Below are 25160 nucleotides of genomic sequence, written 5' to 3' on the forward strand. Positions count from 1 at the left end.
ACTTGAACAGAACTCACCAATACACCTCCAGCTTGTCGATCACCTTTTCGGCAATCAGGTCGAGCGGTAAATAATACGTGTGAACCGACCAGACGGCGGCCGGCACGCTGCCCAAAATGGCCAGGATGACAACGGCCCAGGCCAGTCGCGCGCGAATGACCTCGCCGCGCGTGCGGACATAAGGGATTGTCGCGATCGGCCAGACCTGCAACTTGTTGATCAGGTCTTCGGGTCGGCGGACGGATTTGTTCAGCAGTTCCAGCAGAACGACCAGCCCGATCCCCAGGGCGATACCGAAGGCGGTTCCGCCGCCAGCGATCATCAGGCGGTCCGGCTTTGTCGGTGAACTGGGCGCGACCGGATATTCGATCACAGAAATCCGCTGCCCCTGCGAGGTTACCTCGATCCGCTCGCCGGTCGAGGCCGAGGCCAGCCGCGCCACCGCTGTGTTGTACTGTGCCTGGACGTTGTTGTAGTCGCGCTGAAGCTCGGCGAGGGTAATCGCATTCGCCGGGGTCTGGTCGATGGTCCGTGTCACCTCGGCCAGGCGCTTTTCGGCATCGGTTTTCTGATCTTCCAGAGACTCGATCTGCGAATCCAGTTGCGCCAGTTGCAGATCCAGAGTCGAGTTCCCGGTCTGCGCGCCCGATGTTGCGGCGCTGGTAGCCTGCTCCGCGGCTACGACCTCTTCCAGGCGGGCGATCCGCGCGCGCAGGATTTTGATCTTGGGGCTGTTTTCCGAATAGATGCCCAGGTCATTGTCCAGCTGATTGCGCAGCTGCGCCAACTGTTGCTGGGCCTGGGTCTGCGGTTGTTGTCCGATCGTCGAGATCTGACCGGTCGTGGCATAGATCTCCAGCAACTTTTCACGCTGGTTTCGCAGTGAGAAAAGTTGTTGGTCAAGCTGCTGGATGTTGGTTTGCAGCGTCGCCTGCTGGGTCAGTCTGAACTGCAGGCTGGCCGGCAGCGAGTCCGAGTTTTCGTTCTGGAACTCGAGGATCTGCGCGCTGCGCCGGTCCAACTCATCACTCAGCCGATCCACCTCCTGTTCAAAGAATTCCAGCGTGTCCGAGGCTCGCTCCTTGCGGTAATTCACGTCGAGCTTCTGGATTTCCGTCAGATAGGCGTTCAGGACACCGGCCGCGACCCGACCGGAACGGGCCTCGAAGGTAATGGTCATCAGGTTGGCCTGATTGCGCCCGGTGGCGATCCGAATTCGGGTGTTGGCGCGCATCGTGTCGACGATCTGGTCCGGGCTTGCCTCGTCTTGATTAGGCAGAACGTCGAACTCCTCGGCGATGTCCAGAAGGATCGGACGGGTGAGCAGGCGCTGTTCGATGATCTGCAGTTGCTCGGCCGCCGTGGTGTTGACGGTGCTGGCCGCCAGATTGCCCGGAATCTGCGGGGATTCGACGATCAACCGCATCTGCGACACATAGGTGGGCGGCAGGGTGCGTGCGATGATGATCGACGCAGCGGATACGATCAGGGCAACGACGAGGAAATACGGCAGGCGCCGCAGAAAGATCGAGATGTAGTAGCGAACCGGGCCCATGTCAGTCTGTCAGCTCCTTCTCGAGTGAGTTCCCGCCAAAGAACACGCCGTCGTCGATCACTTGTTGCACTATGTTTTCATCCACGTTTCTGGTCTCGTTGGTCCAGGCGTACAGCAAGGTGAAGTCGCACAGCTGGTTCACAAGCCGGGGAACGCCACGGGTCTTTTCGAAGATCAGCTTGCAGGCCTCTTCGGTGAATTCGTCCCCGGTCCCCCCGGCGACCTTCATCCGATGCCGGATGTAGCTTTCGACCGACGGCGCATCCATCCGCTCCAAGTGAAAGCTCGCGGCCACCCGTTGGGTCAGCTGGCGCATCTTCGGGTCCAGCACCATGTCGCGCAATTCGGGTTGCCCTACCAAGACCAGCTGGATCAGTTCATCGGTGTTGGCATTGATGTTGGTCAACATCCGGATCTCTTCCAACCCTTCGACGGTCAGGTTCTGCGCCTCGTCGAATATCAGCACGACACGCCGGCCCTGCGCGTATTCGGAGACCAGGAATTCCTGCAGCGCCTGAAACAGCTGGACATAGGCCGCGTCCTTTTCAAACGGCAGGCCCAAGGCATGCATGACCCACTGGAGCAGCTCGCCCCGCCCGCCCTGAGCGTTCGAGATCAGCCCGACGGTGATCGACTCCTCCATGTCCTTCAGAAGATGCTGGATCAGCGTGGTCTTGCCGGCGCCGATCTCTCCGGTCAGAACGGTGATCGGCGCGCAGCTCATGATTCCGAACTGCAAGATCGAATAGCCGCGTTTGTGCAGCGGCGACCAGTACATGAAACCGGGATCGGGCAGCAGAGTGAATGGCCGCTGGTCTAGGCCGAAATAATCCAGATAGAACCCGTCGCTGGAGGCCATGGCACCTCGGTCGCCTTCCGACTTGTCGAAAAAAATCCTGGCTCTCCAGAGATTACCCAAACTTGCACCCTGAACCACAGGTAAATCCTAACAAAATAACGAGAAGCCACTATATCGGCCCTCAACATGCACGTCATTGTGCCACAACATCAAGATAGAGAGCATCCCCCATATCTCCAGAGTGACACATTAACCCGCCCAGAAGGTGCAATGGAAACATTTTTAGGTGATTGTTTCCGTCAGGCCGTCGCGCGCAAGCCGGTGCAACGCAGAATCAACGGGCGGGCCCGCAAAGCCAAATCGGGGCATTATCGGGATTAAAGGGACCCATGCGGCTGCATTGATCCCGAATCGTGCACAATGGACGGATGTTTTCTGACCGGGCGACCCGTGCGCTTCGTCACGCCATGCCGTTGAAATTCCGTGCGCTTCCCACTCAAACAGTGCGGTCCGCGCCCATTAATGTTTTGCAAGCCCTTAAGAATTTGTTAGTCTTTTGGACGCAGGCGTTCATCAATTCATGTGAACAATGAAGAAAGGGTGAAGCGTCCCATTTGTATGAAAAAATTTGAGTAGCGCTTTGAGGTCGTGCGAGTAGTTGGTTCCTGAGTGTGTGATTGAGTGTAGGTGTCCGTTGTGTGCTGGGGGTTTAAATAGTGACAATCCATTCCAAGGAGGTAGCCGGGACTGGTTACCGCAGAGTTCCGGTATTGCCGGCCGCAAATCGGTGTTCCGGTTTTTATGGACGCTTCGGAAAGCGAGCCTTTGACATTGTATTCGTGATCGCTGCCGCGCCCATCGTCGTGCCGCTGGTGGTGGTTTTCTCGGTGCTGCTGGCCTTTCAGGGCGCACAGCCCTTCTATCGTCAAAAGCGTGTCGGCCAAAATGGCAAGACCTTCCACCTGCTGAAGCTTCGCACGATGGTGAAGGACGCCGAAACCGTCCTCGAGGCGCATCTGGCAGCCAACCCTGACGCACGTGCCGAATGGGAGCGCAATCAGAAACTCACAGACGACCCCCGGATCATCCGCTTGGGTTCCTTCTTGCGCAAGTCGTCGCTGGATGAACTGCCGCAGTTCTGGAACGTGCTGGTTGGCGAGATGTCCCTGGTTGGACCGCGACCTATGATGGTCAAGCAGCAAAGCATGTATCCCGGGCACCTGTATTATGTGATGCGGCCGGGCATCACCGGCCGGTGGCAGGTATCCGAGCGCAACCAGTCCTCATTCGCCGAGCGGGCGCATCACGATTCGGAATACTGGAAAACGATGTCCTTCGGCACCGATCTTTCGATCATGTTCAAAACGCTCTTCGTGGTCCTTCGCGGCACCGGCTGTTGAGAATGGCCCGGCATCAGGCAGCGACGCTGGCAGTTGCAGGAGTGACGTGATGAACGCATTCGGAAACCTTCTTGGCAGGACCTTCGCGGCATTCCTGCTGACGGCCGCGCTTTTCCTCAGCGCCTGCGACACGGCGGAAGAACGGGCCGAGGCGCATTATCAGGCCGGTCTTGCGCATCTCGAGAACGGCGACGTCGAGCGCGCGCTGATCGAGTTCAAGAACGTTTTCAAACTGAACGGACAACATAAAGAAGCGCGGCTGACCTTCGCCCGGCTCGAGCGCGAACGCGGCAACGTGCCACTGGCCTATCGCCAGTATCTGCTGTTGGTGGAACAGTATCCTGACAACCTCGAAGGCAATCGGGCCTTGGCGGAAATGGCGTTGGAACAGGGGCTGTGGGAAGATCTGCGGCGCTATGTCACCAAGGCCGCGCAGTTGGCCCCGGAAGAGGCCGAGATCGCGTCGTTGCAGAACACGCTGGCCTATACCGACGCGGTGCGGGATGGCAACGATGCCGGCGTCGGACAGTCCGTCGCTGCGGCGCGCGCAATGCTGAATGACCGCCCCGACATGATGACGGCTCGGCACGTGGTGATCGATCATCTCGTGCGCGCCCAGGATTGGTATGATGTGATCGACCAGGTGGATGCCGCATTGGCTTTTGCGCCGACCGAGGGGAACCTTTACACGATCCGGCTCCACGCTCTTCAGCAGCTGGGCAAGACGGACGAGATCGAAAAGCAGCTGCGCCAGATGATCGACGTCTTCCCCGGCGATCAGGGCGTCGAGCAGATGCTGGTAGAACATTTCATCGATCAGCGCCGTTTGGACGATGCCGAAGAGATCCTGCGGGCCAAGGCGGATCCGCTGTCCGAAGACTATTTTCCCGTTCAGCGTCTGATTGCCTTTCTGACCGAGCATCGCGGCCATGATGCCGCCATCGCGGAAATGACCCGGACCATCGCGGCGGACGGGCCGAATGCCGCGCGATACCGAATGATGCGTGCCGCGCTGCGGTTCCAGTCGGGCGATACCGATGGGGCGCTGTCCGAGATGCGCGCCTTGCTGGATGGTGCTCCGCGCACGGCGCAGACACGTGAGAACGAGGTGGAGTTCGCGCGGATGCTGATCCTGTCCAGCCATCGGGAAGAAGGCCGCGCCGTGATCGAACGCGTCCTGAGCGAAGACCCGACCCAGACCGAGGCCGTCAAGCTCAAGGCGGCGTGGCTGATCGAGGATGACGCCATTGGAGACGCGATCCTGCTGTTGCGCGCGGCGCTCGAGACGAACGCACGCGACCCGCAGCTCGTGACCTTGATGGCTCAGGCGCATGACCGAAACGGCGACCGCAACCTGAAGGGCGAAATGCTGGCGCTTGCGGTCGAGTTGTCCGGCAACGCGCCGACCGAAACCCTGAACTATGCCCTGCACCTGATCGAAGAGAACAATCTGAAGATCGCCGAAAGTGTCCTGATCGACGCGTTGCGCAAGGCCCCGACCGACCCTCGGCTTCTGTTGACGTTGGGCGATGTTTATGTCGCCTTGCAGGACTGGCCCCGGCTTGACTCCGTGCTGCAGGCGCTCGACCCGCTGGATGATCCCGATACACGCCGCAAAACCAGCGAGCTGAAGGCGCGGATGATGGAAGGGCAGAACCGCACCGGCGATCTGGCGGCGTTTCTGGGCGAACTGGCGGAAGACCCGGAATTCGGATTGCCAGCCGATCTCGCCCTGATCCGTCTGATGGTGGTTCAAAACGACTTTGCCGGAGCCGAAGCCCGCCTGGATTCCCTGCTGGCTGAGGAGCCGGAGTCGAACATCCTGCGGATCGTCAAGGCGCATGTGCTCGAAAAGAAGGGAGAGCCGGAAGCGGCCGCGCGGCTGTACCGCGCAATCGTGGCCGATGACCCGGAATCGGCGCGGGCCTGGCTGGGGCTGATCGCGTTGCAAAAACGCCATGAAGATCCGCAGCAGGTCCGGGCCACGGTGCAGCAAGCGCTGACCGCCTTGCCCGACAACGCGGACCTGCTGATGTTGCAGGCCGAAGGCTATGAGTGGGCCGGCGAATGGGAAGCGGCGATTGCAGCATATGAAAAAGCTTATACCGCCAGCAACCGCTCGCCGATCGTGGCGAACAATCTGGCCAGCCTTTTGACGACCCGCCGCGATGACGACGAAAGCCTGCAGCGGGCGCAAGTTCTTGTGCGGAGCCTGCGTGGCAGCCGCATTCCGGCCTTTCAGGACACATATGGCTGGGTGGCCTATCGTCTGGGCAACTATGACGAGGCGCTGACATATCTGGAAAGTGCGGCAAAGGGGTTGCCGGATCATCCCGTGGTCCTGCAGCATCTGGGCAAAGCCTATGAGGCCGTCGGGCGTAGAGAGGACGCCCTGCGTGTCTATCAGGCTGCGCAATCGAGGGAAGCGGCCCCGGATGTGGTGACAAACATCGAAGCCGAGATCGAACGGCTGCAGATCGAGTTGAGCGGCGGTCAATAGAAGGTCCGCGGCAATTCTGCCGCACCGATCCCGTTTGCTGCGTCAGGCCGATTGTGACGAATGGAGAAAATGGGCATACTTTGAGAAAATGAGAGAATTGAACATGCGGACAGTCATCGGATCATTGATCACTTTCGTGACGGCCTTGGTGCTGTCGACCGGCGCCTTCGCGCAGGGTTCCTATCAGATCCAGCCGGGAGATGCGCTCAAAATCGAGGTTCTCGAGGACCCAACCCTGAACCGAACCGTGCTGGTTTTGCCTGACGGCTCCATCAACTTCCCGCTTGCGGGAACGATCCGGGCGGCCGGTAAGTCGACCAGCGGGTTGCAGACCGCGCTGGCGTCGGCACTGGCGAACAACTTCAACACACCTCCGACCGTCTATGCGTCGATCGCAGCCCTTGCGGCCCCGGCCCTTCCCGGCCTGACGCCGACAGGGCCTACGATCGACGTCTTCGTCATGGGCGAGGTCAACATTCCCGGAAAGCTTCCGGCGACGGAAGGCACGACAATTCTTCAGGTTCTGGCCCAGGCCGGCGGCCTGACCAACTTCGCGGCCCGCAAACGCATCGAATTGCGACGGGTGGACAGCAAAACAGGCGTGATGAACAAATACCTCTACAACTATGATGGCGCGGGCGGTGGCATTCAGGGCAATACGGTGCTCAAACCCGGAGACGTCGTGGTCGTACCCTCGCGCCGCTTGTTCGAATAGGGGCAGATACAGGTGGGGAAATTCAGGAAGAGGCAGGGCCTGACGCTTTTGGGCAGCGTCGCTTTCGTGGCGGCAGTGTCGCCCGCCACGGGCCAACAGGTGTCGGGGCAGCAGACAACGACGCAGCCGGCCACCACGCAGCAAGCGCCCAGCCAGCAGCTGATCGTGCAGCAGGCGCAGCGCAACCCTGCGCGACGGGTGGGCCAAGCCGCAGGTGCAGCGGGTACCGGCACCGGTCTAACCGTGACGCTGGACTATCTGTCGTCGCTGCGGCACGACGACAACCTGCGTCTGACGGATCCGTCTTTGGGCTCGACCACCTGGTGGGAGAATACGCTGGCCCTGGGGATTCTGAACCAGACTCCGAACTCGACCCTGCAATTCGACCTGTCGGGGTTGTATCGCATCGCGAACGAGCCGATCATCGGGACCGATGGCAGCTTTTCCGACCCGTTTACCCAGCTGAACTATCAGCGCAGAAACGCCAACAGCAACTTCAGTCTGCTGGCTTCGTATCGCGAACGGGATCTGGCCTTCAACCGGTCGCTGACCGACGTCAACCTGGATGGGGTGATCGATGCTGCCGATGTCATCGGCACGATCGGCGATCAGGTCGATACCCGCGGCAATCTGAATTGGCAGACGGGACTGAACGACCCCCTTGGGTTCCGGTTTTCCTACAACTATCGTGAACGCAGCTATTCCAACACCATCGATCCAGGACTGTTCGACAACAACGCCAATGACTTCTTCGGAAGCGTGCTGATGCGGATCTCGCCGGTCTTGCAGACCAACGTCAGCCTGAACTACCGCGAATTCCAGGCCGATGACGCCGTGCAGACGGATCGCAACACCACTGTTCTGTCAACTGGCGCCACTTATGATGTTTCGGCCACCACGACCGTCAGTGCGAATATCGGCTACAGCAAGGTTGACGACACCCAGCGCGTTTCGAACACCAGCAACGTGACCGAGGATTTCGTCTGGGACTTTTCCTGGAACAAGACGCTGCCGGACGGGTCCGCCGATATTCTGATCGACCAGACCTTCGGCGTGAACGGCTCGCGCATCAATGCGACCTTTGGGCGTGATTTCCAGCGGGCCAACGGGACTTTTGGGTTTGATATCGGTTTCACCCGAGGACCGTTCGACGAGGTGACGCCGATCGGACAACTGGACTATAGCTACAGGTTGGCCAGTTCTCGGATCGGGGCAACCATCCAGCGCCGGGTCGGCACCAGCACACAGAGTGTGGAAACGCGGCAGACGCTGGCTTTTCTGACCTATGACTACATCATCAATCCGGTGTCGGCCCTGTCGTTCAGCGTGAATTACATCGACCAGGAAAACGAAGGGTCAGGCCCTAAAAATCCGCGCCAGCGTAGTGTGTTCAACGCCTCCTATTCCCGTGCGATCACCCGGGACTGGGCGGTCAACATGGGTTATCAGTACGAATACGACGACCAGAACGGGTTCCGGGCAACATCCAACGGCGTGTTCGTGACACTGGGGCGGCGGTTCACCCTCAAGCCGTGATCGGCGCGATGCGTCGCAGGTGGCGATCACGATTTCGGGATTTCGATCTGCGAGGATGCTTGCGCCGCGGTTTCGATGCAATATGAGGGTTGATGCAACAGCTTGAGTCGAAATCCGGTCAGTCCGGCGGACCTCTGGGAGCGGTCTGGCCACGGATCAACGTGGCCGGATTTGGCTGGTTCGTCCTGTTGCTGGCCGGATCGGTCCCGGTGTTCTGGATCGGGATCGTGTCGCTGGGCACTGCCTGGAGCACGCCTGAATACAGCCACGGCCCGCTGATCCCGATCATTTCGCTGTATCTGTTCCTGCGGGAATTGCGCAACGCGCCGGCGACACTCCCCGAAGTTCAAGACCGCTGGCCCGGGGTTGCGGTCATCGCCCTGGCGCTTGCGGTGGCGGTTCTGGGCAATCTGGCGCGGATTCCGGACATCGTGACCTATGCCATGATCATCTGGACCGGCGGAGTCGTGCTGACCGTGTTCGGCTGGCAGCGCGGCCGCCACCACCAATTGCCGGTCTTCCACCTGGTTTTCATGCTGCCCCTGCCCCAGTTCGTGTACTGGAAGCTGACGATCTTCCTTCAGTGGATCTCGTCCGAACTGGGCGTATGGTTCGTGCAACTGGCTGGCGTGTCGGTCTTCATCGAAGGGAATGTCATCGATCTGGGGGTCTACAAGCTGCAAGTGGCCGAAGCCTGCTCGGGCCTGCGCTATCTGTTTCCCATTCTCAGTTTCTCGTACCTGTTCGCCCTGCTCTATCGCGGCCCGATCTGGCACAAGGTCGTGCTGCTGCTGGCGGCCGCTCCGCTGACCGTTCTGATGAATTCGATCCGCATCGGCGTGATCGGCATTTTGGTCAATCAATACGGCATCGAACAGGCCGAAGGATTCATGCATTTCTTCGAGGGCTGGATTATCTTCCTGCTATGCGTGGGGGTCCTGTTCCTGATGGCCATCGGGCTGCAGCGCATGGCCCCCGATCCCAAGCCCTTTGCACAAGCGATCGATCTGGATGTCGATGGGTTCGGCCCCATCGCGCTGCGCATTTTTGGTCTGAAGCCTTCGCTGCAACTGGCTGCCGCGGCCCTTCTGACGCTGTCGGTATCCGCGGCTTGGGTGCTGCGCCCCGCGGCCGATGTGCAGCCGGTGGAGCGCGATCCTTTTGTTCTGTATCCGCGGCAACTCGGAAACTGGTCGGGGTCGACGGCCAGCCTCGACCCGAAAGTCGAGCGGACCCTGGGCGCCAGCGACTATCTGAACGCAACATATGCCGACACCACGTCGGGCGAATTCGTGAACCTGTTCGTGGCCTTCTACGACAAGCAGACCGACGGCGACGGGATCCATTCCCCCGAGGTCTGTCTGCCTGTCGGCGGGTGGGAAATATTCAGCCTCGAGCCGTATCAAATTACCTTGGACAAGACGCCCTATGGCAGTTTCACCGTCAACCGGGCGGTGATCCAGAAGGAACTGTCGAAACAGCTGGTCTACTACTGGTTCGAACAGCGCGGAAAGCGGATGGTCAACGATTTTCGGGCCAAGCTGAGCGTCATCCAGGATGGCTTTGTCATGGGGCGGACGGATGGCGCCCTTGTCCGTTTCGTCACGCCCATCCTGCCCGGTGAAACCGAGGCGGATGCCGACGCGCGGCTGCAGCGGTTCATGGTGCCCAGCCTGAACCGCATGCCGCATTTCGTACCATTCTAGGCCCTACCCTTTCCACACCCGTTCGTAGGCCGCGATCAGGGCGGGCACCTGATGAGGCCAGGCCATTTCAGACTCGACCCGCGCGCGGCCATAGCGGCCCATTCGGGCCCGACGCTCTTCATCTTCAAGCAGTTCGGCAATCTTGGCCGCCATGTCCACCGGATCATTCGGCCGCGCGTACAGTGACGCGTCCTGCGCCGAGAACCGGCCCTCGGTCACGTCGAACTGGACGATCGGTTTTTCGAAGGCCATGTATTCAAGGATCTTGTTCATGGTGGATTTGTCGTTCATCTCGTTTACCCGGTCCGGGTTCACGCAGACATCCGCCGTCGACAGGATCTCGAACAGGTCCCGATCCGGTGCCCGCCCGGTGAAGGTGACGTAGTCCGACAGGCCCATCGCGGCGGATTGTTCGCGCAGTTTCTCGAGGCTGGGTCCGCCGCCGACCAAGCAGAACTGGATGTCGTCCCGGCCCTGCCCCTGCACCAGGTGGGCCACGGATTCAAGCAGCAGGTCGATCCCCTCCTGATCGCCCATCACGCCGACATAGCCCACCACGTATTTTCGACCGTTCCGCCAGGCCGGGTTGGGCGGGACGCGCTCCAGACGGCTCAGGTCCGGGCCCGAGCGCACAATGAATACATCCTCGGGCGCCATGCCCCCGCGTTCGATGGCGATCCGGCGATAGCTTTCATTGGTCGCGATCGACACCCGGGCCGACGCGAAGGTCAAACGTTCGAAGGTCCTCATCAGTTTCCAGAAGAACCCGCGCCGGCCGAATTTGGCCTCGTAGAGTTCGGGATTGATGTCGTGATGATCGAACAGGTACCGCACGCCGAACAGTTTGAAGGGCAACGCCACCAGAAAGATCAGGTCAGGCGGGTTGCAGCCGTGGATGACGTGAAAGCCCCGGCTGAGCTTGATCCGCAACGCCAGCCAGGATTCCCAGAACAGCGCCGCGCCATATTCCAACAGATAACCAAGCGCGCCGCTTGCATCCAGCGGCAGCGGGTGGCGATAGACCTTGATGCCTTCTTCTTCCCAGATACGCTCTTCGTGGCCCTTTCCGGTCGGGCAGATCACCGAAACGACGGCGCCGGCAGCGGCCAGCGTGCGCGCCTCCATCCAGACGCGCCGGTCGAAGGGGACGGGCAGGTTTTCGACCACGATCAGAACTTTCAGCCCCTGCAGCGGCCGGGCCCGCCGCAATTCATCCATCGAGACCGGCTGAACGGCCAGGGTGGTGTCAGTCATATTCATAGGTTCGCACCACCGGAAAATCGCTAAGGTTCAGATCGTTCACGATCGCATTCGATCCGATCACCAGATCCCAAGGCCCCTCTTCGGCCGTGGCCCGATCGACCAGCAGGCTGCCGACCGAAGGCAGATGCGTGAAGGCATAGCCCAGGTTCTGCCCGCGCAGGTCGGCAGGGCGGATGGCCGGGTCGTAGACCGACAGCTTGTACCCGCCCTGAAGCAGCCGGCGCGCGATGTCGACATTCGGGCTTTCACGCAGGTCGTCGGTGCCGGCCTTGAAGGCCAGGCCCACCATCAGCACCCTGCCCTCATCGGGCAGACGGGCCATGATGTCCTGGGCCTGGTAGGTCTTGTGCGCCTCGTTGGTGCGCAGCAGGCTGTCGATCAGATGCGTATGCGCACCGATCTCGCCGGCGATATGTTGCAGGGCCCGCACGTCCTTGGGCAGGCAAGACCCCCCGAAGGCGCCGCCCGGCCGCGTGTAGTAAGGCGAAATATTCAGCTTGGTGTCCGAGACAAAGATCTGGTGCATGGTTTTTGCGGATACGCCCATGCGATGGCAGATGCGGCCGATTTCGTTGGCAAAGGCCACCTTGGTGGCATGCCAGGTGTTGTCCACGAACTTGGTGATCTCGGCCTCTTCGTACGAGGTGTAGAAAACTGGCGCGTCAAGGCCCTCGTGCAGCGCGTCCATTACATCGGAGCGGCAGCCATCTTTCGTGCCGACGACGATCTTGGGTGGGTGAAAGAAGTCATGCACGGCCGAGACTTCGCGCAGGAATTCCGGATTGTAGACGATTTCGACCGCTTGCGCGACCCGATCGCCCAGAAAGCTTCGAAAGATCGGCTCGACCAGTTGCGCGACGGTTCCGGGCCGAAAGGTGGACCGGTAGGCAACCGTCAACGGACGCGCCCGGTCGTCGGATATGGTTTCGGCAATCTGCCGGGTGACTTCGGCCACATAGCTCATGTTGTGGGAGCCGTCGGTCGAACTGGGCGTTCCGACGCAGACGATGGCCAAATCGCAGGTTGAAAGATCGGGGCATTCGACGACCGCACGGATCAGTCCCCTGTCCAGTGCGTGGGTCAGCAGTTCGCCAACCTGCGGTTCCTTGATGGGCGGTTTGCCGGAGTTGATCTCGGACACCTTGTCGGCATTGACGTCGATGCCCAACACTTCGTGCCCTTGATGGGCCAGACAGCAGGCCGCAGTGAACCCAACATACCCCAAGCCAAAAATCGCGATTTTCATGTGGCGTCTCCGAACACCGAGTGGGCATCGCCGCCCTGTCGTACGGCTGCAGCAAGAGGCCGCAATGCTTGCCCAAGACCGAACCAGTCTGAGAAACTACCTGTGAAATTCACCTTGATGTGGGGTGCAGTGTTCTGACACGAAATGACAAGTGGTGTTGGAAGCCCTCGAAATGTTTTGATACCATTCAGGAAATGCATGTGACCATGTCTCAAATAAGCGGTTTTTTCTTGGTTATCAGTCAAATTCTTCGGTTGCCACATTCGGCCCCCTGTCGGGTACAGCAATGTACTTGTCGGCTCATGTCAAGAAACGACCTCGTCGAAACCGGCCTATTGGCTCAAGTTAGGAAACAGTATTTCCGTGCTCCAGCCCAACAACATTGATCCCGCGCCGAGCGGGCTGACACGGCGTTCGGCCTTGGCCGTCGGCGTGGCGACATTGCTTGCCTCGGGTGTCTTCCGGCAAGGGCTGGGGCTTGCGACAATCGCCATAACTGCTCGCTTGCTGACCCCTGAAGACTTTGGCGTCGTTGCCTATTTCCTGATTGCAACGGCTTTGCTGGAGATGTTCCAGCGGCAAATCGGGATGGTCCTGATTCGACTCGACAACATAACGCCCGAACATCTGCACACCGTCTTTTCGTTTCAGATCATCTTCGGCCTGCTAGCGGCGGCGATCTTCTGGGCCGCCCAACCTTTGGTTGAATTGCTGGGGATCCCGGCACTTGTCGAATTGATGCCGGTGCTTTCGGCGATGTCACTGATCGTCGCGATCAAAAGCCCGCGCTTTTTGCTGTTCGAAAGAGGATTGCGGTTTGGATACGCCGCTGGCGAGGAAACCCTGAGCCGCCTTGTCTATGCAATCTTCGCCATCGGCCTGGCGTGGTACTGGCGCGACTATTGGGCGATCGTCGTGGCGACTTTTGCCGGACAGATCACGCGCGGCCTTTGGACGTTTTCGATCGCACCGATGTCCCTCAAACTGTCCCTCAGCAGGTGGCGGGACAGCCTGTCTTTTTCGTCCTGGTCCATCGGCGCACAGCTTGCCCAGTTTTTATCCACAAATGCGCCGCAGCTGATCATCGGCAGCACACTCGGTTTGGCGGATGCGGGACTGTTTCGCATCGGTACCCGGCTTGTGAACGTTGTGACGCATCAGCTGTTCACCCCCATCCTGCGGGTGGTTTATCCCGGCTTGGCGGATCTGTCGCGCAAGACTGACCAGGCCAAGGAGGGGTTCAGAAAGATCAATGCCGGTTTTCTGGCCATTCTGCTGCCGTGCAGTGTGGGGTTCGCTTTGCTGTCGGTCGACATCATCTGGATGTTCCTGGGATACAAATGGGTCGCAGCCGCGCCGGTGATCTGGGTTCTCGCACCGCTCTATGCCTTGAACGCGCTGCAGGCTTCGGTGCGGTCCGCCGTTTATATCGAAGGGTCGACTTCGCTGCTGTTTCTCCGCAACACGATTGTCTTGCTGGTCGTCTGCGCGGTGATGCTGATTGGTGTCCAATACGGGTTCAACGGCGCACTGATCGCTGCAGGTATCGCCAATCTGGTCGGCCTTTTCGCAACCCTGGTCATCGCGAAAAGATATGGAAACGGCCGCTTCTTCGAGCCACTGGCCGTCGGATGGCGCAGCTTCGTGGCCTGCGCCGTTATGGCGGTTGCCGTCATTGCCACCAACTATGTGTTGCGGGTGGGCATTCACTACTCCTACACGCCGTTCATCGTGCTGACCAAAGCCGGTGTCGGGGCCGTCGTCTATACCGGAACGCACATCGCATTGTGGGCCGTTTCCGGCCGCCCGGAGGGGTTCGAAACCATGGTGTTTTCATTGTTGGCGCGCATGCGCGATCACTTCCGGGGGCAGAAAGCCTAGGGGTCGCGCAGCGTTTTGCGCAGTTGGTTGGCGATATGCCGGATGTGAGCAGGCCCCAGATACTGATGCAGAGGCAGTGAGAGGATGCTGTTTTTCAACTCGATCGCTTCGGTCTGTCCGGACCAGTCGAGATTCCGGTTGAACCCGGCCCACCAGGGCGTGGCGCCGATCCCCAGCGCCTGCAATTCGCGGGCCACCCGGTCGCGATGGGCAATCCTGATCGGCATGTTGAGCGGACATGTGTGGGGCGCCAGATCGGGGTTCACCAACCGGACGCCCGGCATGTCATCCAACAACTCGCGGTAGATCTGCCAGTTTTGCCGACGGGTCCCTGAGACGTCCGACACAGAAAAGGACCGGAGTGGCCGCAGCGCAAAGCTGCTGATCCGACGGTTTCGCAATGTGGGATCGAAATAGTAGTGCGGGGGGATGTCTTCCATTTCATCCGGCTTGCCGCGCTGGGTATTCGGGGCGTCTCCCCGACCCAGGCTATGTTTTAAAGTGCGAACCCGATCCGGACCCAAAGCCCTGCTGATCGTCGTTCGGAGCAGCGTTTTGGCAACGGTTTTTCGCGGCGGCGGCCGGACAAATGGCGAGTCGACATCAAGGTCGTCTGCGTTCACGACCAGCGCGCCCCCTTCAAGCACAGGGACGAACTTGTAAAAGCAGAAGACCGACACATCCCCGGTGACGCCCTCTGCCGGTGCTGCCCCGCTCAACAGGCTCAGCGCGCAATCCTCGATCAGCCGCAGCCCGTGGCGGTCGCACAATGCGCGGAGCGCGGCCAGTTCGGGTTGGAGGATGCCGAAATAGTGTGTCACATACACCGCTTTTGTGCGTTCGGTTATCATCGGCGCGATGCGGTTGGGATCGGCCCGAAGATCCGCCGAGACCGGATACATGCGGATCGACAACCCCGCGTGGACAAGCGGATCGACTTCGGATCCGCAGTTGTAGGCGGGCACCAGTATCTCGTCACCGGGCAGAAGCTCCAGAAGGTCGCAGGCCGCGCGGATTGCGACCCTTGTGTTGAAACTCCAGTGAACATGACGGCCGTCAAAAAGACGCAGAAACCCGCCATCGGGATCTGTTCGGACCATTTGGCCGAGCCGCATCGGCGGATCGCCACATGCAAGGCGGGCCTGACTATGCGCCATCGGCTTCACCCTTTTGGCTCAACTCGGCCTCTTTCGCGATTTTTTCAAGACACCCCATGATCTGACCACGAACGTCATCCTGCATGTGTCGCCGGGCCGAAATTCCCGGAAGAGTTTCCGTCTTGTGCTTTCGTGCGGGGGAAACGCCGTTTCGTCTGAAAAAGGATTCGATGTCCGAAAGCACTTGTTCGGGCTGTTCGCACAGGGTCTCGTAGCTGACTTTCATGACGCGTTCTGGTGCGCCCAGCCTCTCGAACCCCAGCCGCAGGTCCCGGTGGCTGAGAACCACTTGCGCGCAGGACTGGGTCATCGCATCGGCGTCGGCATAGGTTTCCCAACCTGTCGGCCGAAGCGACCACCAGCCGGTCGCGTCCATCGACGACTTGTCCTGTCTGGCCCGCACGAGCGAATCTGCATTGTCGGCCCAGTCGCGCTCGATGTAGATGAAAATCGCGTTCGTGAAGGTATCGAGCAGAAGCGGGAAATCGGACTGCAGGATCATGTTCTTGACGATCATGGGCTGCCCTGAAATCCGGCCGATGGCGGCCAGCTTCCGCTTCATCCGGGCGACCGGCACCCCCGGTTCGTCCAGAAAGTAAGGGGCCGCATAGGGCATCCAATACGCCCAGATCCGCCCCGCTTCGCTGGGGGCGGCGTTCCCTTCAAGCTCGCCATAGGAGCTGTCAAAGGATCCTTGCCTGTCCCGCATGGCCCGCCGGCAAAGCCAAGTGGCCGCCACCGGAACCCGGAACAGGCGTTTCGCGAAATTGCTGAAATAGCCACATTGGAACCGGGTGACCAGCAGCTCGTACAACAAGGTCGAGCCCGACCGAGGCGGGCCGACGATGAAACAGACGGGCTGCTCGCCCTGGCCGGTCCGGAGCTCCAGAAAGCGTTCCAGCGGCGACAACGCCCCGGAGACGACCAAGTTCAAATACTTAGCGCGTCGGCTGGAATAGGTAACCAGTGGCCCCTGATCGACCGCGCGCGCCATCAGTTGCCGCCCCGCGGAAACAGCCGGGCCGGGTGGAGATTGCGCAAGTGCGGGAAGGAGCGCTTCACGTGAGCTTTCAGTCGGCCGGGCAGGGTGTTAGCATAATGATGGGCGGGGCTCAGGGCCAGGGTGTGCTCGGCAATGCGCCGCGCATGTGTCGGTTTGAACTCGCGCTTGTACTCGTAGACGTTGAAATTGGGGTGGGTCTTGTCTTCGACGGGCAGAAAACCTTCGACGTCGAATCGGGTGCAGCCGGCGCGCTTGGCCCAGAACATGCCCTCGAGCCACAAGGCCGGCGCGACCCGCAGATTGCCGATGGCCTGCGCAGCCCCGGGGTCGGCGACATAGCGTCGGGCATGGGCCGTGGTCCCGCTGCGGTACAACAGAAGCCCGCCCAGGAACGCCTCTTGGTGATAGGCGCAGAGGATCACGCCGAGCGCACCGTCGCGGAATATCTGGTCGAAACCGGCGCTGTATTCGGCGCGGCTGACCGGGGTCAGATTGTGGCGCGCCACAACCAGGGTATTGAGTCGTTCAAAGAACGTCTCGGCCTCGGCGAAAGTGCGGGCGGTGCGAATCTCGATTTCGGATTTGTCCACCAGGCGGACCTTGCGGCGCGCGCTGCGCGAGAACGAGGCCCGCAACTCGTCCTCGGTTCCGGTCAGGTCGATGATGCCCGTATCGCGATGGGGTTCCGGGTCGCTGATCCGAAATCCCGCCTGTGCCAAAGCACTGGCCAGCCCGTCGCCTTCCTGGTCCAGCCAATAGGGCGTTATGCGCAAGGAGTCCGTTCGAGAAAATGCCGGATGTTCCGACAGCCCTTGCAGAAACGTGACCATTTCCGCAGCCGTGTCACAAACAGGGCCGCTCAACGCGACGGCGGACGCCGACCGGCCGGGCATCACCCGGCTGGGCTGCATGACAAATATCCCGACGGCGACCAGTCGCCTACTGCGACGGCCGATCGCGAATATGACCCGGTTGCCAATGGTCTTGTCCACCTCGGCGAATTGTGGATGCTGGCGCGGGTGTTGATGTTGAGAAGTGGAAAGAAACTCACACCATTCTGTTCTTTGTGCCTCGGTCAAATCTTCCAGGCATTCAATGTCCATCTACAATCACTTTCTCTCTGCGCGCCGGAAGAAATCCACCGGCAATGCAGCTTCGGCACCAACGCCCGAAAATAATATTTGCAGAACCCATGGCTTCAAACCCAAAATCATGTAGCAGTCACGGGATCGTCCCTTTTTTGTACTTAGTTTAGCAGGATTTTTGCGGCCATGGCGTCAAATACCGATCATTCTCAGTCAGGCTGTACTGTTTCCATTGTCATTGTAAGTTGGAATACACGCGAAATTTTGCACGATTGTCTCGAATCCGTGGAAAAACAGACCAACCTGCCGCACGAAGTCATCGTGGTGGACAATGCCTCGACCGATGGCACGCCCGACATGGTCCGGCGCTGTTTTCCAAACGTGAAACTCATCGCCAATCCCGACAACCGGGGGTTTGCGGCGGCCAACAATCAGGGCCTGAAAATCGCCCGGGGTGACAAGCTTCTGCTGCTCAATCCCGACACGATCATCCTCGACAATGCGATTGACGTCATGAGTGCATGGCTGGACGCCCATGCCGATGTCGGCTGTGTCGGGTGTCAGGTCTGGGAAGACGCCGACACCATTCAAAAGACCTGTTTCGCGGACCCAGGTCCGCTGAGCCTGGCGGTGGTTGAATTCGGCCTGAAGCGCGTGTTCCGCTGGCCGGAATACGACGATTGGGATCGGCGGTCGCAGCGGGATGTCGACGTGGTGTCGGGCATGTTCATGATGGTCCCGCGCGCTGTCTTCGAAGCGGTCGGACCCCTCGACGAGGCGTTCTTCATCTATTCTGAGGAAGCCGATTGGTGCCGTCGCATCCGCAACGCCGGCTGGCGGTGCGTCTTTGCTCCTCAGGCCAGGATCATGCATCTTGAAGGCGGTTCCAAAAGCACCGCCCAGATCAAGTCGCGCATGTATGTGCAGAAGCAAAAGAGCAAAACCATCTATGCCAGAAAACACCATGGCCGGTCCGGCGAGTTGGCGACGCGCGCGATTTTCGTGGCAAGTGCGGCCTTGCGGGGGATGGTTTTCGGATTGGCGGGCCTTGTAAAGCCCAGCCCGGACCGTGCCGCCCGATTGCGGCTGTCCCGGGCGGCGATCCGGTTCCATCTTTTTGGGCAAGAGCCGGCGACGTGATGGAAAATACGAAACCCAGGCCGGATACGGCTCTGAAATTCATCCGGTTGTCGGCGCATGAACTGATGAACCGCGCCGAGTGGGATGATCTGGTCGCAGAAACAGGCGCCGACATCTATTTTCTGACCGAATGGCAGGCGGCGTGGTGGTCGCACTATGGCACGTCGTTTTCCTCCAGCCGCCAACCGGTCTGCTATGAGCTTCGCGACCAGACGGGATTGCGCGCTGCCCTGCCCTTCTGCATCGAGACCATCTGGGCCGGACCGGTTCCCGTGCGTGTCGCCCGCCTGGCCGGGGTCGATCCCAACTTTGCCGTCATGAGCCTGCCCATTTCCAAGGGGTTTGACGCGACTTTCTTCGATGCAGTCTTTGACCATCTGGTCAGCCAACTCAACTGCTCCGCAATCAGCCTGTCGCCGATGTCCGACCGCGCACGGCATCTTGCGTGCATGCGCAGGCCTACCGGCCAATGCGTCTCGCCCCTGCGGGATGAAAGCCCTCGTGGCCATACCCTGATGGCGTTGCCGGACAGTCTTGATGCGTTTATGTCGGCACTGTCCAAAAGCCGCCGCCGCGAAGTTCGCCGCGACCTCAAGCGCCTGAACGAAATCGCCTCGCTGAGGAACACCAGTGCGCGCCCGGATACGGTTGACCAGGCCATGGACCGGTTCGTCGAACTACACACCCAGCAATGGGTGGCCGCGGGCAAAGGTGGGCATTTTTCGGATTGGTCAAAGGCTGCCGATTTCTATCGCGAGTTGCTGCGGCGGTTGGCGGCCAAGGGTCAGGCCACGATCGACGAGCAATGGCAGGAGGACAGGCTCTTGTCCAGCCAGCTTCGGTTCACCTTGGCGGCCAAGGCCTATTGGTGGCTGAACGCGCGCGAAACCGACCCTGCGTTTTCCAAGATCGGATTGGGACGCGTGGGATTGGTCGAGCGCGTCGCTGGGCTGATCGCGGAAGGAATCGGCTTGGTGGAGGCCGGTGCAGGGGAGTATGAATACAAGCTGAGTTATGGCGGCGAGCTTGTTCCGCTCCATTCAATCGTTCTGGTGAACGACCGCCCCTTGCCGCGCTTACGAACACGCTGCTTGCTTTTGTGGGCCGACGGCCTGCACCTGTTTTACTATCGGCTGTGGTTTCTCAGACTGCGGCCCCGATTGGGGACACGGCCCCGCGCGCTGTGGACAAGCTGGATTCGGACGCGGTTATGAACAGGCCCCTGAAAATGCGATGGGTCCCGGCCGAGGACTGGGGAGGGATTAGTGGTGAATTCGAGGATCTGACCTACGAGCAGACCCTCGGCTATTCTCAGGCGGCCGCAAAGCGGATCGGGGCGGATGCCCGGTTTCTGTCGCTTTCGGATCACGCAGGCCGCCTCATCGCTGCGGCGTGCCTGCGCATAAAGCCGGTGCCCGTTCTGGGCCGGGGAATAGCGTGGATCGCCGCCGGCCCCTTGGTGCGGCATCGCGATAACCCGGATCCGGACTCCGAAACCCTGGCCAGAGTGTTTTCCAGTCTGCGCACCTATGCACGGGACAGCGGGCATATCCTGCGATTCAGGATGCCAGCCGTACCGCCGCTGGATCCCGGATTTTTGGATCTTGCGGCTGCAGCCGCCGGGTTTGGCGCGACGAACCGCTCGCCGGTCTATCGGACGGTTGCCATAGATTGCCAGCAACCGGACGAGGAGTTGATGCGCTGCCAACACGGAAAATGGCGAAATCCCCTGCGTAATGCCCTCAAGGCTGGGATAGAAACCGAGACGCTGCCCATCGCTGAATGTGCCGCCCGGTTCAACGCATTGTATCGACTGGTGAGTTCGGCAAAAGGGTTCAGCCCGGATATCCCGCCGGAGTTTTACTATCCACTCAAGGAGGCGGATTTCAGTCACAAGGTCCTGTTTGCAATGAAAGACGGCGTGGACCTGGGTGCGATGACGATCGGGGCCGCGGCCAGCAACGGCATTTACCTGTTCGGCGCCACAACCGATGCAGGGCGGCGGTCGAACACTGGCCACTTCCTGATGTGGCAGGCAATACAGCATTGCAAATCGCACGGGTTGGAGTGGTTCGACCTGGGCGGCATCGATCCAGAGAACAACCCCGGGGTCACCCAATTCAAACTGCGAACCGGAGGGGTAGAAATAGTGGCACCGGGGCCATATCAATACCAGCCGCCGGGGCTGACGGCATCGCTGATCAGCCTGGCCGAAACCGTGCATCAACGCGTGAAAGGTCGCGGATGAAACCAGCAATTGCCCTGATTTTTCACGGCATTGGCCAGCCAAGCCGGCTAGTGGGGCCGGAGGAAGCGCCCTTTTGGGTCTCGGTGCCTCAGTTCGAACGGGTTCTGGCGGCCGTGGCGGACACCCCGGAAGCCTATCAGATAACCTTTGATGACGGAAACCTGTCGGACCACGAGATCGCGCTGCCGATTTTGCAGAAATACGATCTGCGTGCCCGGTTCTTTGTCCTGTCCGGGCGGATCGGTACCAGCGGCAGCCTGGACAAATCGCATATTCGGGACCTGTCTGCCGCAGGCATGACGGTCGGAAGCCACGGCATCGATCACGTGGCCTGGCCCACCCTGTCCGATGCCGAACTGAAAAACGAATTGCAAGGCTCGCGTGCATGTCTCGAGGATATTTGCGGCCATGCCATAACCGAGGCGGGAATTCCTTTTGGCCGCTATGACGCGCGGGTTCTGCGCGCTCTGCGCTCAGCCGGCTATCACTCCGCGTGGTCCAGCGACGGAGGCCGGTACCGCGACTCCGGTTATCTCAAACCCCGGACATCCCTGCGGGGTGACATGCATGCAGGGGAAGTCGAAGCCGTTCTATCTGGTGAGATGCCCCTTCTGCGGCGCTTGCGTCGCACTGTGCGGATGGCCCAGAAACGCTGGACGGTCACGGGTTGATGACACCAGCACTAACGTAAAGACGTCGCATCGGCATGCGGGAACCGCGTATACCTGATCTCTCGGTTCGGGGTCTCAGGTGGGTTGTCCTTGTCCTCGTTGTCCTGCGTGCAGTCCGGATCGGACAGCCATACCCCGGCGCCCATCATGAACATGAAGAGGCAATATGTGGCGTCCCACAAATGCACGGTGAAGGCCGAAACGATCATGCTGATGAAGGCGATCAGATAACCCCGCCGAACCCCCGCAAGCAATCCGGTCAGAGGCGCGGAGATGGCCTTCCAGCAAATTAGGATGGTTGTAAGAGACAACAGGAACCACGCAATAATCCCGTAGCGCATCGCAAGCAGCAGCCAGAAATTGTCAACGCTTGATCGCAGCCAGTGCGGCCGGGTCCAATCGCGCAGCCCAAGGCCGAAGATCGGATTCGCGAAGACGTCGTCGATCGCATTGTTGAAGATATGAATCCTGTTCCAGGCGGCCCCCGGCGAAAACGTCAACTCCGTCGCGATGATCTGAAAGGCGTTTCGATTGGATGCCAGTTCCAGGATCACATAGAGGATACCAAACAACACCAAAAAGATCTTCCACCTGTTCTTGACCGTTTTCAATACCTCGTCCCATCCGATCAGCAAGGCCTGCAGCAGCACTCCCATGAAGGCGCCTGCCGACAATGAGCTGAACACGGCGACCCCAACGAGGAATGGTCGGCGCGCGCGTTTGAAAAGCCCGGCCTCTGGATTCAGCGTGTACCATGACAGCGCGAAGGCAGGAGCGCAAAACACACCAAAAAGGATGGGATGCGGCATGGTCGCCTGCGCGCGTTCAAGCCCTAGCCTGGGTTCCTGATGCACATCAAAATAGACGGAAAAAACGCCGCGGAAGGTTTTCAGCAGGATGGGGGTGCCTGTCATGTTTTCGTACAGCGCAAATGGCAGCAGAACCGCAACAACCAAGAAATACCAGCGGACGAATGCCTGAAAGGATGACAGGCTTCGGATCAGAACACGCGCAGCCAAATAGGGAACGACGGTTTCGATCACCAATATACCTGCAAACTGCCATTGCGCGCTCATCCCGTGATTGACGAACATTGCTATCATCATCCACAGGCTTGCCGTGATCACCAGAATGTCCGGCGCACGGATTTTTCCGGCCGAGCCATTTACCCAGCGGACAAAGAACAATAGCGCAAAGACAAGAAGGTAGAGGCGATAGACGCTCAGCCGAAGGCCGCCCAGAAAAAAGAAGAACGGCATCACCAGAGATACGACGAAGAGCGCAATCAAAAGCCGGTTGGGCGAGACGTCTTCCGCGCGCCCCCCAGATTGAATTCTATCCTGTGCAGCCAGTGTCATCACTCTGTGTCTTTCACCGGCCCAATTGGGCACGGAGCCTCTTTTCGGCGTCCTCGATATCATACAACGAACCCAACAGATCATAGTCGGGCTGGGTTATTTCCAGCAACGCATCGATCTGTCGCTCTGTCAGAGTGCTGTCGCGCGGCCCAGGCTTGGATTTGTTGACATGCTGCACCGGAAACGGCCGCCCCAGGCGTTCGGACAGAAAAGAATACATGTCGTTGACCGACTCGAGCCGGAAGACATGATCGAAAAACCCCAAATCGGGGCCCAAGTGCCATGAATACGGGGTCGTGTGCACCCGAACGGGGCGGCTGACAGCGCGGTATTCACTGAAATGGTCGATAAATTCGCCAAAGGTCGGATCAAGGGGTAGCCCCTCGTTCTCGATATCCATCTCTTCGTCGCGCCAGCGGAACTGATTGCGGTGGACCTTGTCGCGCCAGGCCGATTGCAGCCGGGCGACCGGGTCACGGACCAGCGTGAATGTCGCAAAGCCATCCGGCACCACGGCCTTTCGGAAGATCTGGGTTCGAAATCCGTCTTGTTCATGAATGTTGCGCGCGCGTACCAGCTTGGCCCGTGCCAGGCGCCAACGCAGGTTGTTCAAGACGCGGGTGGCGCCGCGGCCCTTGAATGGTTCACCACGATCCAGTTCCCAGAGCATTTCCTTCAGGCTGCTGCTGCCAACTTTCGTGATGTCAAAATAGACTGCTTGCAGAACCTGCGAGACAACCGCCATCACTCTTCCTCGAAAACCGGAAAACCAATCGCTTGGAATCATAAAGCGACACCCATTGATTACAATGACCCTTTGACCGCAACGGAAACTTGTCTGCCCATCGGGCAACAATGGCTTGAAGCGCTGGTCATTGTTATGCCAACTGCACCAGGAAGGCTGGCGCGGCTTTCAAAATAAATGACGTGCCGGCTGTTGTTGGTACATAGTGCGGATGGCCCTTGTGGCCGTTTGGTTGGTTCAGTGGAGATCGCATGCCCGCCGGCAAACTCAGGACGTGGCTCTTTGTTCTTATCGTGGGCGCGCGCATGTTGCCGACTTTCGGGCGAAGAGCCCGGAAGAAGATATGGGGCAAACCCAATTTCTTTTCGAAATCCGCACCGCGCAGCATTCCCAAGACGATCTGGATCTATTGGGACCGCGGTGAAGAAGGCGCGCCGCCGCTTGTGAAGGAATGCATCGCCTCGTGGCGCAGGCACAATCCCGGCTGGAGCATTCGTGTTCTTGACGCGAACACGGCGGCGGATGTCGCCGAGCTGCAGCACGATCCGACGGTGTTGCCTGTTCAGTCCTACGCGGACCTTCTGCGCCTGCGCCTTTTGCGGCGATTTGGCGGAGTTTGGGTGGACGCAACGACCTATTGCCTCCAGCCGCTCGACAATTGGCTGCCGTTTGCGTCGCAGCGCGGGTTCTTCGCTTTCACTTGGACAAAGAATGATCGCTGGTTCATCTGGCCGGGTATGCGCCGCTCCATGACCAATTGGTTTCTGGCCTCCGAGCCTGACGGCATAGTCGTATCCCATTGGGAGCAGGCCAGTTTCCAGTATTGGGACGGCCGATCGAAACCGCACAACTACTATTGGCCGCATGTCATGCTGGACTATCTGCGCCTGACCAGCCGAACGTTCCGGCGCGCGTTCGACGACATTCCCAAGATCAGCTGCTATGGGCCGCATCTGGTGCATGATGCGGTGACTCACAGCATCAACATCGAAGAAACCTCCCTGGCCCTGAAAACCGGTGCGGTGCCCGTGCAGAAACTGCGCTGGAACTGGAGCGAGGAGCGTATCGAACAGGCGCTTGCGCTGCTGCGGGATGCCGATGCGAGCACCGGCATCCGCGTGAAGGAACCGCAGCCCTGAGCGCCGCCTCGGA

20 protein-coding genes are annotated in these 25160 nt (G+C 59.8%); 11 read left to right on the forward strand and 9 right to left on the reverse strand.

Features of this window, described 5'->3' with window-relative positions; all coding sequences use genetic code 11:
• Positions 1 to 13: 13 nt before the first annotated feature.
• Entirely contained in the window at positions 14 to 1555 is a 1542-nt protein-coding gene (locus AC2FMN_RS01615; RefSeq protein WP_496683753.1) for a GumC family protein, read from the reverse strand.
• Position 1556: 1 nt separating this feature from the next.
• Positions 1557 to 2414 carry an ExeA family protein gene (locus AC2FMN_RS01620; RefSeq protein ID WP_496685659.1) on the reverse strand — a complete coding sequence of 286 codons (858 nt, stop codon included), beginning with the start codon at positions 2412 to 2414 and terminating at the stop codon, positions 1557 to 1559.
• Between the two features lie 656 nt (positions 2415 to 3070).
• Here AC2FMN_RS01620 and AC2FMN_RS01625 point away from each other — a divergent pair.
• From AC2FMN_RS01625 to xrtD, 5 genes are all read left to right on the forward strand, one after another.
• Positions 3071 to 3754: a sugar transferase gene (locus AC2FMN_RS01625; RefSeq protein WP_496683758.1), complete on the forward strand. Its 684-nt coding sequence runs from the start codon at positions 3071 to 3073 to the stop codon at positions 3752 to 3754.
• Positions 3755 to 3803: 49 nt separating this feature from the next.
• Entirely contained in the window at positions 3804 to 6254 is a 2451-nt protein-coding gene (locus AC2FMN_RS01630; RefSeq protein WP_496685660.1) for a tetratricopeptide repeat protein, read from the forward strand.
• 103 nt (positions 6255 to 6357) lie between these two features.
• Positions 6358 to 6969, forward strand: a complete 612-nt coding sequence (locus AC2FMN_RS01635; protein WP_496685662.1) for a polysaccharide biosynthesis/export family protein — start codon at positions 6358 to 6360, stop codon at positions 6967 to 6969.
• 12 nt (positions 6970 to 6981) lie between these two features.
• The gene (locus AC2FMN_RS01640; RefSeq protein ID WP_496685664.1) at positions 6982 to 8505 is read left to right on the forward strand and encodes a hypothetical protein; all 1524 of its coding nucleotides are present in this window, start codon (positions 6982 to 6984) and stop codon (positions 8503 to 8505) included.
• 92 nt (positions 8506 to 8597) lie between these two features.
• Entirely contained in the window at positions 8598 to 10211 is a 1614-nt protein-coding gene (gene xrtD, locus AC2FMN_RS01645) for a VPLPA-CTERM-specific exosortase XrtD (protein WP_496685666.1), read from the forward strand.
• A 3-nt stretch (positions 10212 to 10214) separates the two neighbouring features.
• Here xrtD and AC2FMN_RS01650 read toward each other — a convergent pair whose 3' ends face one another.
• Together AC2FMN_RS01650 and AC2FMN_RS01655 are read right to left on the reverse strand one after the other, a co-directional pair.
• Positions 10215 to 11465, reverse strand: coding sequence for a glycosyltransferase family 4 protein (locus tag AC2FMN_RS01650; protein WP_496685667.1), 1251 nt, complete (start codon positions 11463 to 11465; stop codon positions 10215 to 10217).
• Entirely contained in the window at positions 11458 to 12720 is a 1263-nt protein-coding gene (locus tag AC2FMN_RS01655) for a nucleotide sugar dehydrogenase (RefSeq protein ID WP_496685669.1), read from the reverse strand. Before AC2FMN_RS01655 ends, AC2FMN_RS01650 begins: the two co-directional genes overlap by 8 nt.
• A 432-nt stretch (positions 12721 to 13152) precedes the next feature.
• Between AC2FMN_RS01655 and AC2FMN_RS01660 the strand changes: the two genes are divergently transcribed.
• The gene (locus AC2FMN_RS01660; protein ID WP_496685670.1) at positions 13153 to 14601 is read left to right on the forward strand and encodes an oligosaccharide flippase family protein; all 1449 of its coding nucleotides are present in this window, start codon (positions 13153 to 13155) and stop codon (positions 14599 to 14601) included.
• Here the strand turns inward: AC2FMN_RS01660 and AC2FMN_RS01665 are convergent.
• The 3 genes from AC2FMN_RS01665 to AC2FMN_RS01675 are packed head-to-tail and all read right to left on the reverse strand — an operon-like array spanning position 14598 to position 17840.
• Positions 14598 to 15701, reverse strand: a complete 1104-nt coding sequence (locus AC2FMN_RS01665; protein WP_496685672.1) for a DegT/DnrJ/EryC1/StrS family aminotransferase — start codon at positions 15699 to 15701, stop codon at positions 14598 to 14600. The two genes, AC2FMN_RS01660 and AC2FMN_RS01665, sit on opposite strands and share 4 nt — an antisense overlap.
• 46 nt (positions 15702 to 15747) lie before the next feature.
• Positions 15748 to 16752, reverse strand: coding sequence for a sulfotransferase (locus AC2FMN_RS01670; RefSeq protein WP_496685674.1), 1005 nt, complete (start codon positions 16750 to 16752; stop codon positions 15748 to 15750).
• Positions 16752 to 17840 (reverse strand): lipid II:glycine glycyltransferase FemX, encoded by a 1089-nt coding sequence (locus AC2FMN_RS01675; RefSeq protein WP_496685676.1) that lies wholly within the window; start codon positions 17838 to 17840, stop codon positions 16752 to 16754. Before AC2FMN_RS01675 ends, AC2FMN_RS01670 begins: the two co-directional genes overlap by 1 nt.
• 192 nt (positions 17841 to 18032) lie before the next feature.
• Here AC2FMN_RS01675 and AC2FMN_RS01680 point away from each other — a divergent pair, with 192 nt between their 5' ends.
• From AC2FMN_RS01680 to AC2FMN_RS01695, 4 genes are read left to right on the forward strand one after another with little or no spacing between them, the layout of a single operon-like run.
• Positions 18033 to 18986 carry a glycosyltransferase family 2 protein gene (locus AC2FMN_RS01680; RefSeq protein WP_496684188.1) on the forward strand — a complete coding sequence of 318 codons (954 nt, stop codon included), beginning with the start codon at positions 18033 to 18035 and terminating at the stop codon, positions 18984 to 18986.
• A complete protein-coding gene (locus AC2FMN_RS01685) occupies positions 18986 to 20200 on the forward strand; it encodes a GNAT family N-acetyltransferase (protein WP_496685678.1) in 1215 nt (404 codons plus the stop codon). Before AC2FMN_RS01680 ends, AC2FMN_RS01685 begins: the two co-directional genes overlap by 1 nt.
• Positions 20197 to 21234, forward strand: coding sequence for a lipid II:glycine glycyltransferase FemX (locus tag AC2FMN_RS01690; RefSeq protein WP_496685680.1), 1038 nt, complete (start codon positions 20197 to 20199; stop codon positions 21232 to 21234). The genes AC2FMN_RS01685 and AC2FMN_RS01690 overlap by 4 nt, the downstream gene beginning before the upstream one ends.
• Positions 21231 to 21905, forward strand: coding sequence for a polysaccharide deacetylase family protein (locus AC2FMN_RS01695; RefSeq protein ID WP_496685683.1), 675 nt, complete (start codon positions 21231 to 21233; stop codon positions 21903 to 21905). Before AC2FMN_RS01690 ends, AC2FMN_RS01695 begins: the two co-directional genes overlap by 4 nt.
• Positions 21906 to 21916: 11 nt before the next feature.
• Here the strand turns inward: AC2FMN_RS01695 and AC2FMN_RS01700 are convergent, their stop codons facing one another.
• Positions 21917 to 23263 carry an O-antigen ligase family protein gene (locus AC2FMN_RS01700; RefSeq protein WP_496685686.1) on the reverse strand — a complete coding sequence of 449 codons (1347 nt, stop codon included), beginning with the start codon at positions 23261 to 23263 and terminating at the stop codon, positions 21917 to 21919.
• Positions 23264 to 23276: 13 nt separating this feature from the next.
• Positions 23277 to 24116, reverse strand: a complete 840-nt coding sequence (locus tag AC2FMN_RS01705; protein ID WP_496685687.1) for a sulfotransferase family 2 domain-containing protein — start codon at positions 24114 to 24116, stop codon at positions 23277 to 23279.
• A gap of 197 nt (positions 24117 to 24313) precedes the next feature.
• Between AC2FMN_RS01705 and AC2FMN_RS01710 the strand changes: the two genes are divergently transcribed.
• Entirely contained in the window at positions 24314 to 25147 is an 834-nt protein-coding gene (locus tag AC2FMN_RS01710; RefSeq protein WP_496685689.1) for a capsular polysaccharide synthesis protein, read from the forward strand.
• Positions 25148 to 25160 lie beyond the last annotated feature (13 nt).

Source organism: Ruegeria sp. BHSC037 (genome assembly GCF_059613045.1).